We start from the raw sequence: 16,099 nt of genomic DNA, 5'->3' as shown, positions 1-16,099 counted from the left end.
AAACAAAACGCGAGTTAACTCTCATGCTTCATACTCACAATCCCATCATCAAACACAAAGCCGGCCTGCTCAATCTCGCCGAAGAACTTGGTAACGTATCAAAAGCCTGCAAGATTATGGGCGTGTCGCGCGACACGTTTTACCGTTATCAGGAACTGGCTGCTGAAGGTGGCATCGATGCACTGGTTAACCAGAACCGCCGGGTTCCCAACCTGAAGAACCGCGCCGACGAAGCCACTGAACGCGCGGTTGTTGAATATGCCGTTGAGTTCCCGGCCCACGGGCAGCACCGGACCAGTAATGAGCTGCGTAAAAAAGGCGTGTTTATCTCCGGCAGCGGCGTGCGGTCCATCTGGCAACGGCACGATCTGGAGAACTTCCGTAAACGCCTGAAGGTGCTTGAGGAAAAAGTTGCCAGAGAAGGCATCGTGCTTACCGATGCCCCAATCGCCGCGCTGGAGAAAAAGGCGCATGATGATGAGGCAAGCGGCGAAATCGAGACGGCTCATCCGGGTTATCTCGGGTCGCAGGACACCTTCTGTGCTGGCAATCTGAAAGGGGGGCCGTATCTGCCCGCAGACGTTCGTGGATACGTACCCGAAAGTGGCACACTGCAAGCGGTATACGAGTAAAACGCCGATCACTGCCGCCGACCTGCTAAATGATCGGGTACTGCCGTTCTGTGAGGCTCAGGGGCTGCCGATGCTGAGAATACTGACCGACAGGGGAACGGAGTACTGTGGTAAGGTGGAGCCGCATGATTACCAGTTGTATCTGGCCATCAACGATATCGACCATACGAAAACAAAGGCGATGTCCCCACAGACCAACGGCATCTGCGAGCGCTTCCATAAAACGATTTTGCAGGATTTTTATCAGGTTACGTTCCGCAAGAAGTGATATGGGGACCTGGAGAGCCTGCAGGCAGATCTGGACAACGGGTTGTGGCATGACAATAATGAGCGAACTCATCAGGGAAAAATGTGCTGCGGGCGAACGCCAATGGCCACGTTACTTGATGGAAAACGGGTCTGGGCAGAAAAGGATCTGAACCGGATGTAATCTGACAGATACCTGTATAAATAACCGGTAACTGTCAGATCAGGCCTGAGCTAGTACAGTTTAACGCCAGAGCTGGCCGCTGGTTGTATGACTGATTCACACCACAGGACGACCCTGTAAATAATTCTGTGTAACTGCCACCACGTCAAAGGTGAAGGCTCAGGCGGCCACCGAACTCAATAATAAAGCGGCTCATCGCCAGCCGCCAGTTCTGGACCGGCATATTCCATTTTTTCGATGCCGACTGGATTGCCAGGTAAATAACCTTTCGCACTGAGTCATCCGTCGGGAATACCTTGCGTTTCTTAATGGCGGCACGGATCACGCTGTTCAGCGACTCGATGGCGCTGGTCGTGTCGAGCGTCTTGCGGATGTCTGCCGGGTAAGCGAAGAACGTCAACAGGCTGGCCCGGTTTGCCTGCCAGCTCCGGCTTATCTGCGGGTAGCGGCTGTCCCGGGTGCCGGCGAACGCTTCCCGCGCCTGCTTCTTCCGTGGTGGCCTGACAGATGGCTTTCAGGTCACGGGTGACGGCTTTGTAGTCCTCCCAGGAGACGAACCGCAGACTGTTGCGCACCATATGCACGACGCACAGCTGGACGCGGGCCTGCGGATACACCGCGTTGATAGCGTCCGGGAAGCCCTTCAGACCATCAACACAGGTGATGAGGATATCGTTCAGGCCGCGATTTTTTAATTCGGTCAGCACATGGAGCCAGAACTTCGCGCCCTCGTTTTCGGCCAGCCACATACCCGGCAGTTCTTTCTGGCCTTCGATGTTGATACCCGGGGCAAGGAACACGGATTTATTGATGACGCGACTGTCCTGCCGGACCTTCAGGACGATACAGTCAGGGTAAACGATGGGACAAACGGCATCCAGTGGCCGGTTTTGCCATCCGGTGATCTGCTCCATGACGGCATCAGCTACCTTTGAGACCCGCGCTGGCGAGGCATCGGCGTCATACGGCTCTTTGAATGCGGCCGCTATCTCGCCGGTGGTCATCCCTTTGGCGTACAACGATAAGATCGGGTTATCCATCCCGGTGCTCCGGGTCTGGTTTTTCTTTACCCGTTGCGGTTCAAAGGGGCCATCACGATCGCGCGGTATACGCAGCTCCGGCGGGCCATCGCCAGTGATAACCGTCTTTTGGGTGTGGCCGTTGCGGGCGTTGGTCGCCGGTTCTGGCTGATTTTTATCGTCGCCGGGGTGACGGGTCATTTCGGCGTTGAGCGCCGCCCCGACACTGATTTTTTTCAGCAGGCGCTCAAACTGACTGATATCGTCAGGGGTTTTGAGATTTTTGTCCAGTTCGTTAGCCAGGGCCTGCGACTGTTTTTCGTCCATAAATTAACCTGCTTTTGATGCTGGATTGAACATATCAAAATCAGGCAATGACACAAATCTATGTACTGGCTCCCAGTGAATGGATAATGCGGTAATTTTCTTTTCAGGTACATCCTGTTCTGGTCACTGGTTTTAGCGCCATGGCAGGCAAACTTCTGTCCCTGATTGCTAAACTGGGACAATGACATTTTACCCGTCATAACAATGAAACGACGTTTGCTGTCTGCGGAGGCTTGCAGGGCAAGGGCTATTTGTATTTAGCGTTTTCGTTAATTTCAACCGACAACAGTTCATAAATGGCAGCTGCATGAGCGGAACAGTCCCGCAGCAGCGTTATAGCATCTTCCAGCGTATCAGGTGTGATCTGGCCGATAATGCGCCATCCTAATGCGATGTTTTTGGCTTCTTCCAGTCGGTCAGTGTGATGCTCTGAGCACGCGGCTTGTGACACAAAATTCTCCTGATTTAGATTTCATACCTATTTTAAGGACCAACTACGCAGCATCTCAACTGTGATCTTCCCCTGCCGTTAACTTCAATGTTTTTGACCCTGTTTGCTGAAAAAGACATCAGTCAAACAACATAATCCGCCGAACAGAGGCACAGTACAGATTAATTCAATACCCCAAACTGTATACCCTTTTTATTAACCCCGGCTAAAGTTAATTTCTTAATAATTCACTTTTTTTCCCATAATTAAATCATACTGCAACCAGAATGACTTCAGTAAAAGATGGATTTAAGGGCTTTTTTATGAAAAGCCGCCCTGCACGTGGACTGGACCTGAATCAGCTGAGGTTTAACTTTCGTTCAGGCAGGCGGCTTTATCACCTGTCTTAACCACAGGTAGTCGGGAAACTTACGATCGCCACCATTGATGTTGAGTGTGATATACACCGCGGGGGTGATGGCTGAAGGCGCTACCGCCTCGCTTTTTGCCAGCGTAACAATACTATTTTCATTTGCGCCGAATCAGGCGACATCATTGGGTAGGCTGAGTCGGGCAGAGGGCGTATAAGTACCAATGGTGGTTTCATCATTCACCTCAGAGAGATCGGGTGAGAATAAAGAACAGGAACAGGAACCGGATTCAAAACGGGTCGGCCCGGTCGACCTGAGGTTGAACATCGTGTCCCCACTCCTCGCTTTCAGCTTCACCCACAGTTCAACAATATCGGTATAGACGGGTTTATATTTCACATCCACGACCGCAGTAAGACCGCGATGAAACATATTGGCATATACCGCGATAGTGCAACGCTGCAAGTTCAGATAAGTCACCCCGGATGAAACCGTTTGCAGTGGATTAGCCGAAGAGAGTTTACTGATCATTTCCAGCGCCCATTGCTGACTGGCTTTCGGAGAACAGAACTTTCCGATGCGGAACCATTTATCCACCGTCGACGTATTGCTCAACCTGAGTCCGCTGTATCAGCCAACTTTGAGCGAACCTGTCATTACCGTGCCAAAATTTTCATCCCGCCGCCAGCCACGCTCGTAGCCGGAAAGCCAGCTATCAGCCGTTGAATCATTCGTGACTTTTGCGCCGTCCTGAAGATTAAGCTGACGTATCAGTACCCTGCTGTTGTTCATTGAAAAAGCATTGTCGCAGTCCTCCACGCTGAACGCGTCGACTATCCACTGATCATTACTTAAATCTCCTGGAAAGCGTGTATGTTCAATCCATACATTCCTGATAATACCCTGCGTCAGACGGGGCATCATCAGTGTGGCATCACCATAGCCATACTGAAAATTTGCGTTGGACAACTCAATCGCCGTGGTGTGATCCCAGACCCCGCCAGGGGAATTGGAGCAGATGACATCAAAAACTCTTCCGTAAGTGTTTTGAGTATAAATCTGGTCAAAATGCGTGTCCAGTGTGTCAAGCAACTTGATAACGGTCCCGCCCGTATACTGAGCACGAAAACAGTGCAAATTAACGAATTCACCCTCAATGGTCGTATTTTCAAAAAAAGCTGCACGTTGGACAACATAGCGGCGGTGATTGCTCCAGTATTAGTGGTCGTATCCGCCGAGCTCTGCCCATTCCAGGCGTTCCCCCGAATCACGCTACGCCTTGCATTGACTTTAAATACCGTATTAGCGGATTTTTCGGAAACAATTGTGGTTCGCAACAATATGTCACAGGAAGAGTCATATCCATACAATGCGAAACAGAGAAACTCACTGGCGCTGAGGTCAATCGGTAAAATTAAAAATTTACCTGCCGGAAACTATACACCAATATCTTTCGCGCTGGTGCCATAGCTTTGTGGCCAGGCCAGCATCCTTTTAAACGCATCGCTGTCATCGGTTATGCCGCCACCCTTCGCACCAAAATGACAGATATTGACCTGCTCAGTATCATTGATGATTCTTTTCCAATAAAAACCGTTTCCTTTCGCCAGCGTGCCGCTGTTATCGCTCAGAGTGGCAGTGGCCGGAAAGTCCACAAAATCACCACCGCCGTGAAAACTGGCATCTTTATCGTAATAACGTTTGAGGGCGGCGATATCCCCCGCTTTGTTGGTGCGGTGGTTCTCAAGTCAGCAAAGCAATTTACTTCGATCATGATGACCTCCAGATGAACAACAAATGACGCAATAAACCACACAGGGCGGGTATGTCACCGCGTCAGCGCAACGCAGCAACCGGAATACGATCCGGCGTACAGAGCCGGATTGCGTTCTGATGACGGATAAACAGAATCAGGTTTCCTGCTCCAGTTTATGTCGCTGCCCGGCGAGTGCTGGCTGCCGGACAAACTGTGCGATAACCGCCATAGCCACCATAAATGCACCGATCATTCCAAGGCAATTTTGCGGAATAATCGCTTTCACATCGGAGGGAAACTGCTGCCAGGCGCACATTGCTGAATCAGGAAATAACTGAACCCAGGCACCGGGAGCCGGTCCCAATTTACGTGATGCACAAATTCGAGTGAGCTGTACCGTCGGCTAAGTATGAGTCGCAAAATGACGATAACAATTACGCAGAGATAAAAAATGATAATAACCCCCGATAAGTATCCCGGTTTCCGGTGCGCATCACCTCGGCATGGCGTTTCGCTCTTTCAGGAGTCTGCTTTGCCCACAGACTGTTAAGTATATTGTCTGAAGCTACTGAAAAATCTGCGCCGCTGATAGCGTCCAGCATCTGTCGGAATGCAATAAGCCCTTCAATTCCAATGATGATAAGCCATGCTGTAAAGGATGTCCGCACGAGGCAGGTTGCATTTATTCAGCACCTCTGCCAGTTGAAGCTTCTGCTTCATGTCATAGATTTTACTCATGACCAGCGCTTGCATCCAAAGATCCCCCACCACGCCCGGTACTTTAAAGATATAGATGGCTAACGAGGCACCTTTCGGGTCAATTTTGATCCCACATCCCACCGTGGGATGCCCTTGCGTATCGATAAATGGCATATCACGATAGTCCTCTTCAAATTTCAACAGCGCAACGATCTGACTCATGACATCTCCTCCATTTGGTGAACTTAATGTGAAGCCGTTGAAACTGGCTGGTTGCATAGAGGCGTGTCCTGACAAAATTCAATGATAATGACCAACAGCACAAAGCGGCAAAATATGCGTATACTCTGTCAACACCCGAGCAGCTCTGATCGATGTGAGCAACGACAGGTAACGACAGACCGGAACAGAGATGACATTGTCTGTTGAGAAATATATTAAAATAAAATGATAATTGAAAAGGGTAAGCCATGCTTCGGAAAATCCTGTACTTTTTTATTATTCTTATTCTGGCTGGATCTCTTTTCTTTGCCACCACATCGGTTCATTTATTAAACAGGATTGAGTATTTGATTTATGATGTTGCTTTATTTATTCTACAGCGCAAAGGCTTTTAACATACCCTCCGTATTATTGATATAAAACACCTTAATTCTCACCGTTGCGCACAACATTAATCAAACAGGATTAAAAATTCGTTCCCGTAAGTGAAATTAAAATACAACCAGTTCGATCGAACTATACCATATGGGTTTAAATTATCGCTATAATAGCCTGTTCTCAACCGCAGGTAAAATTCATACTATCCTTCCTCTTTTCACCGTTACAAAAACAGGCCATGAGTTAACTCATTATTTGAGTCATGTTATCAATACGAATAAAATATCGACGCTTAAAGGTAACCTTACCCCTAAGCGGCTCATGCAGAATGATAATCCATACGGTCAAATGATAAAATCAATTTATCCAGATAAGCGATTTTGACCAGCGTGGGATTTGCCAATCAATAAAAACGCACATCAGTAGCACAGAAAAGTCCGTTATCTTTTTTGCCGTAAAAGCCAGTACGATGGTAAAGCTATGGGCAGAGAAAGCTATCCGTGCTGCACTGACATAATTATTTTACCGACGGATACGGTGTCTTAGTGGTTCACATCACTGCGAGAGATGAGAAAGCTGTTAACCTCACTCATCGAGCATTCATTGTCGGAAGCATCGTGTTGAGTAATCACTTCATAGCGCCCACCGTTTTTATCGTGAAATACAAAGTGATAAATCTGGGTGTAAAAGTCTTTACTTTTTTTCAGATGCCAGGCGTTTAATTTCTGTTTTTGCTTAATCGAGTTTAGTTATATCGACGATACCGGCATTTTTCATCCATGCTTCAGCCATGTTGTGCGGCCATGACTGGCAGTCAGTTTTTTTTACCAGTACTGCAAACGGGAGAAAAATAAAAAGTGACAAGATTGTTTTCATCATTTGATAACCTCAATTTGTTTTTCGTTGCTTGCCCATACTTGCTGCAGTACGTGCACTGGTAGAATTATGCAGACGTCTGACGTTAACCATCATGCCCGCGGCATTCAACCATACCACTAGCAGTTCCTGTAACAATCATTGTCGGATCGCCCTCTTTGAGCTGAAGCTCTTCGCTAACCACAATCATGCCTTACCTCCTGTTTCGGATTTGAAAATACTGGCTGGTGAAATTTAGTTATAGCAGCAGAACCTGATTTATTCAGTTAATCAGAGAATAAATATTTCTTATCCTGTAAAAATAATAACTAAAGATGAATAGCAGAATAAGGTTGGTTGTGCATATATTCATTTTTGCAGAACGCTTAATACCTGATGGATTTTCAGCCATAAACCGTGTCTGGGACACAGACCGGAACACTATTCCAGGGGGAGAACACGTGCTAACAGCAAGGTAATAAAGAGAAGTGCTTTACTTAGATTATTTAGTGCAAAGAAACGTATCACAGACGAACATTAATTCTCTGTACTCTATCCGTAAAACCCGCTAACAAACCCCTGTTTAATGATATTTCACACTTTGCCTGAAAAAAGCTAGGCTGCCGATTAGTTTAGTTTTAACAATTAGAAATCACTGACATCGTCTGTAAAAAGTGTAATCGCAGGATAAACAGCCCTGTTACCATCAATAAATAAGGCTGCCCCTCCAATTATCTAAAATAAAAATGGGTTCTTTTTATAAAAATCATTTCAACTAACCGCAACATAAACCCCGTTATCATTAATCAGAGTTCTAACGGTGACAGTATTTCAGCATATAAAATGTAAAAACCTCAAAAAAGAAGCGATTACCGCATATATCTCGTAAAAGCGATATTGCGGTAATCGATGAAATGCCTGTAAATACGCTGGTGCGATAGTGACTTATCGCAATCAGATTTTACACCCTTCACAGTCGTCTTCATCACTCAGTGTATCAGGCACTTCACTGGCTTTTTTTTCCGCATTCGCTTCAGCCTGTGCCAGCTGGGCATCAATATCAAATTCAAAAATATCGTCTTTCATCGCTTCATTCCTTAGTGGTATTGAGATGCTGTGTAAAGTGTTATGCAGGCTGAACGGATTCATTCAGCCTGCATAACACTTTGTCGGTACAGGCGGTATCTTAATGGCAAACGTCTTCGGATCCGCGGCCGTTTTTATACTGATTTTTCACGCACCTTAGCAATCACTTTTACCAGTAATAGCACAATCATCCCCACGATCATGCCTGTTGCCAGGCTGGAAAGGTCATTCATAAATGAACGTATCAGCTCACTGTCATTGGCAATGAACTGAGCCATACCGTGATGAAGCAAAGGAATACCATGAGCAATCATTCCGCTACCGACTAAAAACATCCCCAGCCTGCCCACAACAGACAAGGTACGTACCAGCCAAGGTGCAACAGATAGCAGTCCGCCACCGACGGCTTTGACAAGATAAGAGGATTTTTGCTGGAGCCACAGACCAAGATCGTCAATCTTGACTATACAGTCAACAATCCCGTAGACACCGATAGTGACGAGGATGGCTATCCCGGAAAGAATTAACACCTGATTCAATAGTGGGGCTTCAGAAACAATACACAGAGTAATCGCCACGATCTCCGCAGACAAAATGAAATGAGCCAGTACATAGATTTGTGTAATTGCCTGATTTTGATATGTTCAATCCAGCATCAAAAGCAGGTTAATTTATGGACGAAAAACAGTCGCAGGCCCTGGCTAACGAACTGGACAAAAATCTCAAAACCCCTGACGATCTCAGCCAGTTTGAGCGCCTGCTGAAAAAAATCAGTGTCGGGGCGGCGCTCAACGCCGAAATGACCCGTCCCCCCGGCGACGATAAAAATCAGCCAGAACCGGCGACCAACGCCTGCAACGGCTATTCCACAAAGACAGTGACCACCGGCGATGGCCCGCCGGAGCTGCGTACACCGCGCGATCGTGATGGCTCCTTTGAACCGCAACGGGTGAAGAAAAACCAGACCCGGAGCACCGGGATGGATAACCCGATCTTATCGTTGTACGCCAAAGGGATGACCACCGGCGAGATAGCGTCCGCGTTCAAAGAGCTGTATGACGCCGATGCCTCGCCAGCGCTGGTCTCAAAGGTAGCTGATGCCGTCATGGAGCAGGTCACCGGATGGCAAAACCGGCCACTGGATGCCGTTTGTCCCATCGTTTACCCTGACTGTATCGTCCTGAAGGTCCGGCAGGACAGTCGCGTCATCAATAAATCCGTGTTCCTTGCCCCGGGTATCAACATCGAAGGCCAGAAAGAACTGCCGGGTATGTGGCTGGCCGAAAACGAGGGCGCGAAGTTCTGGCTCCATGTGCTGACCGAATTAAAAAATCGCGGCCTGAACGATATCCTCATCGCCTGTGTTGATGATCTGAAGGGCTTCCCGGACGCTATCAACGCGGTGTATCCGCAGGCCCGCGTCCAGCTGTGCGTCGTGCATATGGTGCGCAACAGTCTGCGGTTCGTCTCCTGGGAGGACTACAAAGCCGTCACCCGTGACCTGAAAGCCATCTGTCAGGCCACCACGGAAGAAGCAGATCAGCGGGCGCGGGAAGCGTTCGCCGGTGCCCGGGACAGCCGCTACCCGCAGATAAGCCGGAGCTGGCAGGCAAACCGGGCCAGCCTGTTGACGTTCTTCGCTTACCCGGCAGACATCCGCAAGACGCTCGACACGACCAGCGCCATCGAGTCGCTGAACAGCGTGATCCGGGATGCCATCAAGAAACGGAAGGTGTTCCCGACGGACGACGCAGTGAAAAAGGAGGTGTGGCTGGCAATCCAGGCCGCATCACAGAAATGGAGGATGCCACTGAGGGACTGGCGTATGGCGATGAGCCGTTTTATTATCGGGTTCGGTGACCGCCCGGACGGCCACTACTGAGAAAAGGCATTTACACAGAATCGTGTACAGGGTCAATGAAATCGGTGCGAACAACACCTTTGATTTTCTTTTTTTCATAAGCGGCAGCCTGCTCGTTACCGAGATTGTACAGTCGCTGCTACCTCACCTCCTCGGTTTTCTGCAATCTGTCTTTGCAGGCTGTGAACCACTTTTTCCATACCCTCATAACAAAGATAAGCCCCATCAATCATCAGCAGTGGCGTAATTCCCCAGGGGGGCCAAAGCACTGTTCACCAGAGCAAGCGGTACCAGAATCAACTTATTCAGAAAGGAGCCTTTCGCCCCCCATACCACCGGCAGTTCACGATTAGCGTTCACCCCGCTGACCTGTCGGGCGTTAAACGACAGATCGTCTCCAGGAACATCGGCAGTTTTCTTTACCGCCACTTTCCCCATGACTGAAATATCATACAGTAAAGTAGCAATGTCATCAGGTAACGTAAGTAAACTACTTCCTGCCAAAATTGTGTTCCTTTTACTTAATCATGTTGGCAGCAGGGGCATATCTGCATTTCTGCCACTGCCATATCCGCAATGCCGTCGCACTGCCATTGCACTGTTACCGACTGCCCTTGAGCTTCACTGTGGTGCAGGTACTTGCTAACCGGACTTTCGGTCATACCTGAAATCTCCTCGGTTGCCACCAGCTTGTCACCCACGTAAATGCGCGCAACGGCCTCGGTGCTTACCATGTGCTCACCGCTGATTTTGTAAAGCCGCCTGACTGTAAGTTTGATGCTGGCCATGCTTACGTGGCACCTCAGTGTAAAAAGAGGAGTGGAACAATTATGAACGTAATATGTAAAAATGTTAAATTATCATACCGTTTCAGTCACTGATGGCCCAGCCTGCACGGTCACTTACAGACGCTGCCTTATGCCCGCACAATCGATTTCACTATTGCCCTCTCCGGCACAAACCCACTCTTCAATCCTTGTGCTCATTTCAGCCTCATTAAGGCGCATTTTGCCCCGCAGGGCACATTCCCATACTACCAGCACTTTCCAACCTGCCGCACTGAGCGCAGCCATATCACACCGATCCCGCGCAACATTACCGTCAATTTTATTCATCCAGAAATCTGTGCGCGTTGCCGGCACTTTGAACAGATGACAGTTATGGTGATGCCAGAAACAGCCATGCGCAAAAATAACGCTCTGATATTGTGTCAGCACAAAATCCGGCGTGCCCGGCAGCGTCTTATCCTGGGCACCATAGCTGAAGCCCAGCGCCGCCAGCAATGCCGCCAGTCGATTTTCAATAGCGGTATCGCGGGTACGAATGGCACGCATGTTTTTACTACGAGTGGCAGAAGAATGTACATCAGCCATATCATCATCCTTTTTGGCTAAGTATAGTGCCGCGACATACCAGACCAAGGATTATTCGGATAAAAACGCGCCCATCCCGTTCTGCATCTGGATAACGTTGCCCAAAGGTTTTAGCCTGATTTTATTGACGCGCGCGCACCGCTTGCTCAATCCATGGGCGTAAAAGCGTTGCCACAGCGGCAAATGCAGGGACGACAACAGAATTGCCAAACTGACGATATGCCTGAGTATCAGAAACCGGAATGCGAAAAGGAATGCCGCCTGGAGTTTCAAAGCCCATTAAACGTGCGCACTCTTTTGGCGTCAGGCGGCGAGGTCGTCTTTGCTGATTTTGTGGATTATCAAAGTCAGCTTCACCCAGAGCCCGGTCCCACCCGCGGTCAATCAAAATTTCCGAGCCATCTTTGTAATAGCGGGCTGACAGCGTGCGCGCAACACTATTTTCTTTTTGGGGGTCCACCAGACCATAGCCAAAACCATTGCCTTTTGCCTGATGCTTTTTTGCATAGCTATAAAGGTACTTCCATAGCGTCGGCGTGAGGATATATTTCTCTTCCACCGCTGGCTCAAGCAAATCCCGTAGCGGTATGCGTTGCTGCGGATACAAACCGGCAAGCGCGCTCAGACTGAATGTCGGCAGTTGCAAATCACGGCGAAAACCCACCAGCACAATGCGCTCACGATGCTGCGGCAGAAAATATTTCCCCTCGATGATTTTTGGGTCTGGCGTACCGTGATGATTGGCATCCGCCACGTCGTATCCGAGTTCACCAAGGGTATCCATGATGACACGGAACGTTTTTCCCCGATCGTGACTCTTAAGATTTTTCACGTTTTCAAGGACGAAGATTGCCGGTTTTTTCGCGGTAATAATCCGCGCGACATCAAAAAACAGCGTACCCTGTGCTTCACATTCAAAACCATGCGCACGACCCAGCGCATTTTTTTTTGACACGCCTGCCAGAGAAAACGGCTGGCAGGGAAAACCTGCCAGCAGCACATCATGATCGGGAATCCCCTGCTGGATGTGATGATAGGCTTGCTGCTCATCAATTGCAGGATTGTTGCTCAGGGTAACGTCACGAATATCACTATTAAAAATGTGAGTGTCTGGGTCGCAATACCAATTCGCCCGATAGGTTTTCAGAGAATATTTGTTCCATTCGCTGGTAAATACGCATTGACCACCGATCGCATCAAAACCACTGCGAATACCGCCAATACCGGCAAAAAGATCGATAAAACGAAAAGCATAATGCGGATGATACGCTGGTGGAGCAGGCAACAGGTTTTTTAGCGAACGCATCTCTTGTTGGGTCAACCGCTCCGGGATCGCGTCTTCTTTCAGCCAGCGATTTACTGTTTCACGATTCCATTTACACCCGCTTACCTCTGAGAGCATCGCAGCAACCGTTTTCGCATCATAGATTTCCAGCACCTGTAACATCAGCTGGTGATGCTGTTCAGAACGCGTCTCCTGTTGATTAATCATATTGGCTGGCGGTACGGCAATGTGCTTTAACTCGCTCATAATCATCCGGTTATCAGAAATAGACCGATGTAGTCTATCATCTCATTTCTGTTGTGCCAGGCGTTCTACTCGCGGGTTGGCATAACCATTGCGTTATCCTTGCCGTGACAATGGCTTCCGCGCCTCTTACACTGTCCCGGTTTTAACTGATTAATGGAATCTGACGCCATGAGCGAAATCTCACGTCCACTGCTCACCCTGCCTGGCGGGGCCGATAAATTACTGCTCCATTCCTGCTGTGCACCCTGCTCCGGTGAAGTGATGGAGGCTATCCAGGCTGGGGGTATTGAATACACGATTTTTTTCTACAACCCAAACATCCACCCGCAAAAAGAGTACATGCTGCGCAAAGAAGAAAATATTCGCTTTGCCGAAAAGCATAACGTGCCCTTCGTTGATGCCGATTACGATACCGATAACTGGTTTGAGCGCGCAAAAGGTATGGAATGGGAGCCGGAGCGTGGGGTTCGTTGTACAATGTGTTTTGACATGCGTTTCGAACGCACCGCACTGTATGCGCATGAACACGGTTTCCCGGTGATGACCAGCTGCCTTGGCATTTCACGCTGGAAAAACATGCAGCAGATTAATGAGTGCGGCATTCGGGCAACATCACCGTATCCGGGACTCAGCTACTGGGATTTCAACTGGCGCAAAAATGGCGGTTCCGCGCGGATGGTGGAAATCAGTAAACGTGAGCGGTTTTATCAGCAGGAATACTGTGGCTGCGTTTATTCTCTGCGCGACACCAACCTGCATCGTAAAAGTCAGGGACGACCTTTAATAAAGCTGGGGAAGCTTTACTACGGTGATGAACAAAAATAGGCCATGCTGAAGGTGCCTTGCCCGATTGAGCAAGGCAAAAGTCAGTTGATTTTACCGGATTGGTGGTAATTTTGAGGCGGTAAAATGTACCCGCTCAGACCTGATCTGACAGTTACCGGTTATTTATACAGGTGTCTGTCAGATTACATCTGGTTCAGCTCCTTTTCTGCCCGGACCCGTTTTCCATCAGGTAACCTGACCATCGGTGTTCGCCCGCAGCACATTTTTCCCTGATGAGTTCGCTCATTATTGTCATGCCACAACCACTTATCCGGATCTGACCGCAGGCTTTCCAGGCCCCCGTATAACGTCTTGCGGCACGCAACCTGATAAAATTCCTGCAAAATGGTTTTATGGAACCGCCCGCAAATACCGTTGGTCTGCGGGGACATCGCCTTCGTTTTTGTATGGCCGATATCGTTGATGGCCAGATAAAGCTGATAATCATGCTGTATTGTATGAACAGGGCAGCCGGCCGGCCGCGAACTGAAAACTGCGCCATCTGCCTGACTCTGAGTTGTCACACAGTGATTTGAATATGTATGATCTGACTACATATTTTGCTCAGAGTCTTCCCCATGATGACCCGTAAAAGCATCGATACCATCCTGCTCTCCGTTGCCGCGGACAAGCTTTCACAGCGTGAATGGGACTGGATGAAGATGCTCAAACCCATGGACCCACCTCCGGCAATGGTCGCCAGCGCCATACTGGAGCACCGCCACGATACGGCTGCGCTCACCCGCCTGCGGGACGCCGGGGATTAATCTGTCACGTGTACACGTCAAAAAAGACGGCCGTTGGCCTGCACTTCATATTTGTAATTTATTGTAAATACTGGCATACCCGCTTTTACGAGATTTAATTACCATGAAATATTGAGAATGTTAGAAAATGGCGCACCGAATGTAATTAAATTAGCACAGGCTTTTTTATGCGATTCATTTAAATGTTTATGAGACCTTAAATCGTTTAAATCAAATTTGCTGATTCTATTAATCAGACTGCCATCCGAACTCATGATATTTTTCTGGATAATCTCATACTCTCCTGATGGTTATTAGCCAGCCCGGGCAGGTCCATACTAAGCCAGATAAGTTCAACAGCAGTATGGTAATGAAACACTCCAGCCCGTGCTGGCTCTGAGACTAAAAACATCACCATTAAAAAAGTAACAGAGGTTTTAACATGAAATAGCGCCCGATTCTATTTAACAGCCAACGGGTGCGAGCGCTGCTCTCAGGACAACAGAGTCAAACCCGGCGTATCATGAAGTCACAACTTTTTGGTCCCGGCCACGATAATCACGAAGGTTGCTATGGTATTGACGTGCTGAATAATCAGTTACTGGGCAACCGTGTAATTGATATGGGAAATATCTATAACCACTGTCCCTATGGGCAACCGGGCGATCGTCTCTGGGTCAGAGAAACCTAGCGTGGGCCAATGATCTCTCAGCAGGACATAACAGAATATGAGCGTACACCGTCACGGTTTAAATCAGCCAGCTATTGCCAATATCGTGCTGACAGCAACCAGTTTGACCCCAATGACGAGGAGCAATTTGGCTGGCAGGCCGGTATTCATATGCCTCGCTGGGCCAGCCGGATAAATCTGCAGATTTGTGATATTCGTCTGGAAAGGATACAAGAGATTAGCAATGATGATATCGCTGCAGAAGGTATACAGCCCCGTGCCCGAAAGAAGCTTACCGCCAGCACTGGTCGCAGCAATACGGGGGAACCAGTTGGGAAGTCAATCCGTGGGTATGGGTAATTGAATTCGCCCGGGTGTGAAAACGACCCTGTTACCTGAAAGATGTGACAGGACACAGGCTTTAAAATAAAGCCTGTGTGGCAGGTCCACGTTCTCCTTCTGGATTGCAAACTCACCTGCCATTTTGCTTAAGTCATTAAAGCATAATGATAAGTTGCGGCATTCCGTGCTTATTAGTACAGGATGCTGCCATTTGAAACATAACGTTAATTGTTCTGGCCTGCCGGAAAGCAAAGTAATAAACATTCTTATGCTCACTATTTACCCAGTAATGTTTTAAAGATAGGCAATTGAATGCTAACGTGTTTACGGGGTTGACAGCACTAAAAACTACCGTTATTATGCGCCCATCAACGCAATTCCTCTGTAGTTCAGTCGGTAGAACGGCGGACTGTTAATCCGTATGTCACTGGTTCGAGTCCAGTCAGAGGAGCCATATTTAGGTCAGCAGACGTTTCATAAAGTCTGTTTTCTGCATTTATATCAGTTGGTTACCCTCTTCTTCAGGTTCACTAAAAACCACTCGAA

General features: G+C 48.4%; 10 protein-coding genes, 1 tRNA gene and 9 pseudogenes. 6 read left to right on the top strand and 14 right to left on the bottom strand.

Annotated elements, in window-relative coordinates; all coding sequences use genetic code 11:
- Positions 1-23: 23 nt before the first annotated feature.
- Positions 24-1,062 (top strand): annotated as a pseudogene (locus tag LU633_RS10645) (IS481 family transposase).
- Between the two features lie 145 nt (positions 1,063-1,207).
- Here LU633_RS10645 and LU633_RS10640 read toward each other — a convergent pair.
- The 9 genes and pseudogenes from LU633_RS10640 to LU633_RS10605 all read right to left on the bottom strand — a co-directional run.
- Positions 1,208-2,408 (bottom strand): annotated as a pseudogene (locus LU633_RS10640) (IS256 family transposase).
- Between the two features lie 247 nt (positions 2,409-2,655).
- Positions 2,656-2,859 (bottom strand): hypothetical protein, encoded by a 204-nt coding sequence (locus tag LU633_RS10635; protein ID WP_016192871.1) that lies wholly within the window; start codon positions 2,857-2,859, stop codon positions 2,656-2,658.
- Positions 2,860-3,218: 359 nt separating this feature from the next.
- Positions 3,219-4,983 (bottom strand): annotated as a pseudogene (locus tag LU633_RS10630) (amylovoran biosynthesis protein AmsF).
- 136 nt (positions 4,984-5,119) lie between these two features.
- Entirely contained in the window at positions 5,120-5,281 is a 162-nt protein-coding gene (locus tag LU633_RS25925) for a hypothetical protein (protein ID WP_016192874.1), read from the bottom strand.
- A 118-nt stretch (positions 5,282-5,399) separates the two neighbouring features.
- Positions 5,400-5,886, bottom strand: a pseudogene (locus tag LU633_RS10620) (lysozyme).
- Positions 5,887-6,999: 1,113 nt separating this feature from the next.
- Entirely contained in the window at positions 7,000-7,143 is a 144-nt protein-coding gene (locus tag LU633_RS10615; RefSeq protein ID WP_232426930.1) for a hypothetical protein, read from the bottom strand.
- 85 nt (positions 7,144-7,228) lie between these two features.
- A pseudogene (locus tag LU633_RS10610) lies at positions 7,229-7,330 on the bottom strand (DUF2158 domain-containing protein); the annotation flags it as partial.
- Between the two features lie 743 nt (positions 7,331-8,073).
- Positions 8,074-8,205: a hypothetical protein gene (locus LU633_RS25760; RefSeq protein ID WP_016192876.1), complete on the bottom strand. Its 132-nt coding sequence runs from the start codon at positions 8,203-8,205 to the stop codon at positions 8,074-8,076.
- Between the two features lie 134 nt (positions 8,206-8,339).
- Positions 8,340-8,816, bottom strand: a pseudogene (locus LU633_RS10605) (DUF808 family protein); the annotation flags it as partial.
- A gap of 62 nt (positions 8,817-8,878) precedes the next feature.
- Here LU633_RS10605 and LU633_RS10600 point away from each other — a divergent pair.
- On the top strand, positions 8,879-10,087 hold the full coding sequence (locus tag LU633_RS10600) for an IS256 family transposase (RefSeq protein WP_016192878.1): 1,209 nt from the start codon (positions 8,879-8,881) through the stop codon (positions 10,085-10,087).
- 34 nt (positions 10,088-10,121) lie between these two features.
- On the opposite strand, the pseudogene LU633_RS10595 reads toward LU633_RS10600, so the two are convergent.
- The 4 genes and pseudogenes from LU633_RS10595 to LU633_RS10580 all read right to left on the bottom strand — a co-directional run.
- Positions 10,122-10,570, bottom strand: a pseudogene (locus tag LU633_RS10595) (DUF808 family protein); the annotation flags it as partial.
- Between the two features lie 17 nt (positions 10,571-10,587).
- The gene (locus LU633_RS10590) at positions 10,588-10,854 is read right to left on the bottom strand and encodes a hypothetical protein (protein ID WP_016192880.1); all 267 of its coding nucleotides are present in this window, start codon (positions 10,852-10,854) and stop codon (positions 10,588-10,590) included.
- 114 nt (positions 10,855-10,968) lie between these two features.
- A complete protein-coding gene (locus LU633_RS10585; RefSeq protein ID WP_016192881.1) occupies positions 10,969-11,439 on the bottom strand; it encodes a very short patch repair endonuclease in 471 nt (156 codons plus the stop codon).
- 121 nt (positions 11,440-11,560) lie between these two features.
- Positions 11,561-12,931 (bottom strand): DNA cytosine methyltransferase, encoded by a 1,371-nt coding sequence (locus tag LU633_RS10580; RefSeq protein WP_232426932.1) that lies wholly within the window; start codon positions 12,929-12,931, stop codon positions 11,561-11,563.
- Positions 12,932-13,138: 207 nt separating this feature from the next.
- On the opposite strand from LU633_RS10580, the gene LU633_RS10575 reads away from it, so the two are divergent.
- Positions 13,139-13,795: an epoxyqueuosine reductase QueH gene (locus LU633_RS10575; RefSeq protein WP_016192883.1), complete on the top strand. Its 657-nt coding sequence runs from the start codon at positions 13,139-13,141 to the stop codon at positions 13,793-13,795.
- 143 nt (positions 13,796-13,938) lie between these two features.
- Here the strand turns inward: LU633_RS10575 and LU633_RS10570 are convergent.
- A pseudogene (locus tag LU633_RS10570) lies at positions 13,939-14,247 on the bottom strand (IS481 family transposase); the annotation flags it as partial.
- 126 nt (positions 14,248-14,373) lie between these two features.
- Between LU633_RS10570 and LU633_RS10565 the strand changes: the two are divergent.
- The 3 genes and pseudogenes from LU633_RS10565 to LU633_RS10555 all read left to right on the top strand — a co-directional run bounded on the left by LU633_RS10565 (position 14,374) and on the right by LU633_RS10555 (position 16,007).
- On the top strand, positions 14,374-14,562 hold the full coding sequence (locus tag LU633_RS10565; protein WP_016192885.1) for a hypothetical protein: 189 nt from the start codon (positions 14,374-14,376) through the stop codon (positions 14,560-14,562).
- 436 nt (positions 14,563-14,998) lie between these two features.
- Positions 14,999-15,591 (top strand): annotated as a pseudogene (locus LU633_RS10560) (hypothetical protein).
- Positions 15,592-15,931: 340 nt separating this feature from the next.
- Positions 15,932-16,007, top strand: a tRNA-Asn gene (locus tag LU633_RS10555).
- Positions 16,008-16,099: the final 92 nt, after the last annotated feature.

Source organism: Erwinia tracheiphila (assembly GCF_021365465.1).
Lineage (GTDB): Bacteria > Pseudomonadota > Gammaproteobacteria > Enterobacterales > Enterobacteriaceae > Erwinia > Erwinia tracheiphila.
This window is presented reverse-complemented; position numbering and strand designations above follow the sequence as displayed.

What these genes read in the sequence shown, in the direction of transcription:
- LU633_RS25925 (WP_016192874.1), bottom strand. Translation starts at nt 5,281, where the DNA reads ATGTGCGCCTGGCAGCAGTTTCCCTCCGATGTGAAAGCGATTATTCCG.
- LU633_RS10615 (WP_232426930.1), bottom strand. Translation starts at nt 7,143, where the DNA reads ATGATGAAAACAATCTTGTCACTTTTTATTTTTCTCCCGTTTGCAGTA.
- LU633_RS25760 (WP_016192876.1), bottom strand. Translation starts at nt 8,205, where the DNA reads ATGAAAGACGATATTTTTGAATTTGATATTGATGCCCAGCTGGCACAG.
- LU633_RS10600 (WP_016192878.1), top strand. Translation starts at nt 8,879, where the DNA reads ATGGACGAAAAACAGTCGCAGGCCCTGGCTAACGAACTGGACAAAAAT.
- LU633_RS10590 (WP_016192880.1), bottom strand. Translation starts at nt 10,854, where the DNA reads ATGGCCAGCATCAAACTTACAGTCAGGCGGCTTTACAAAATCAGCGGT.
- LU633_RS10585 (WP_016192881.1), bottom strand. Translation starts at nt 11,439, where the DNA reads ATGGCTGATGTACATTCTTCTGCCACTCGTAGTAAAAACATGCGTGCC.
- LU633_RS10580 (WP_232426932.1), bottom strand. Translation starts at nt 12,931, where the DNA reads ATGATTAATCAACAGGAGACGCGTTCTGAACAGCATCACCAGCTGATG.
- LU633_RS10575 (WP_016192883.1), top strand. Translation starts at nt 13,139, where the DNA reads ATGAGCGAAATCTCACGTCCACTGCTCACCCTGCCTGGCGGGGCCGAT.
- LU633_RS10565 (WP_016192885.1), top strand. Translation starts at nt 14,374, where the DNA reads ATGATGACCCGTAAAAGCATCGATACCATCCTGCTCTCCGTTGCCGCG.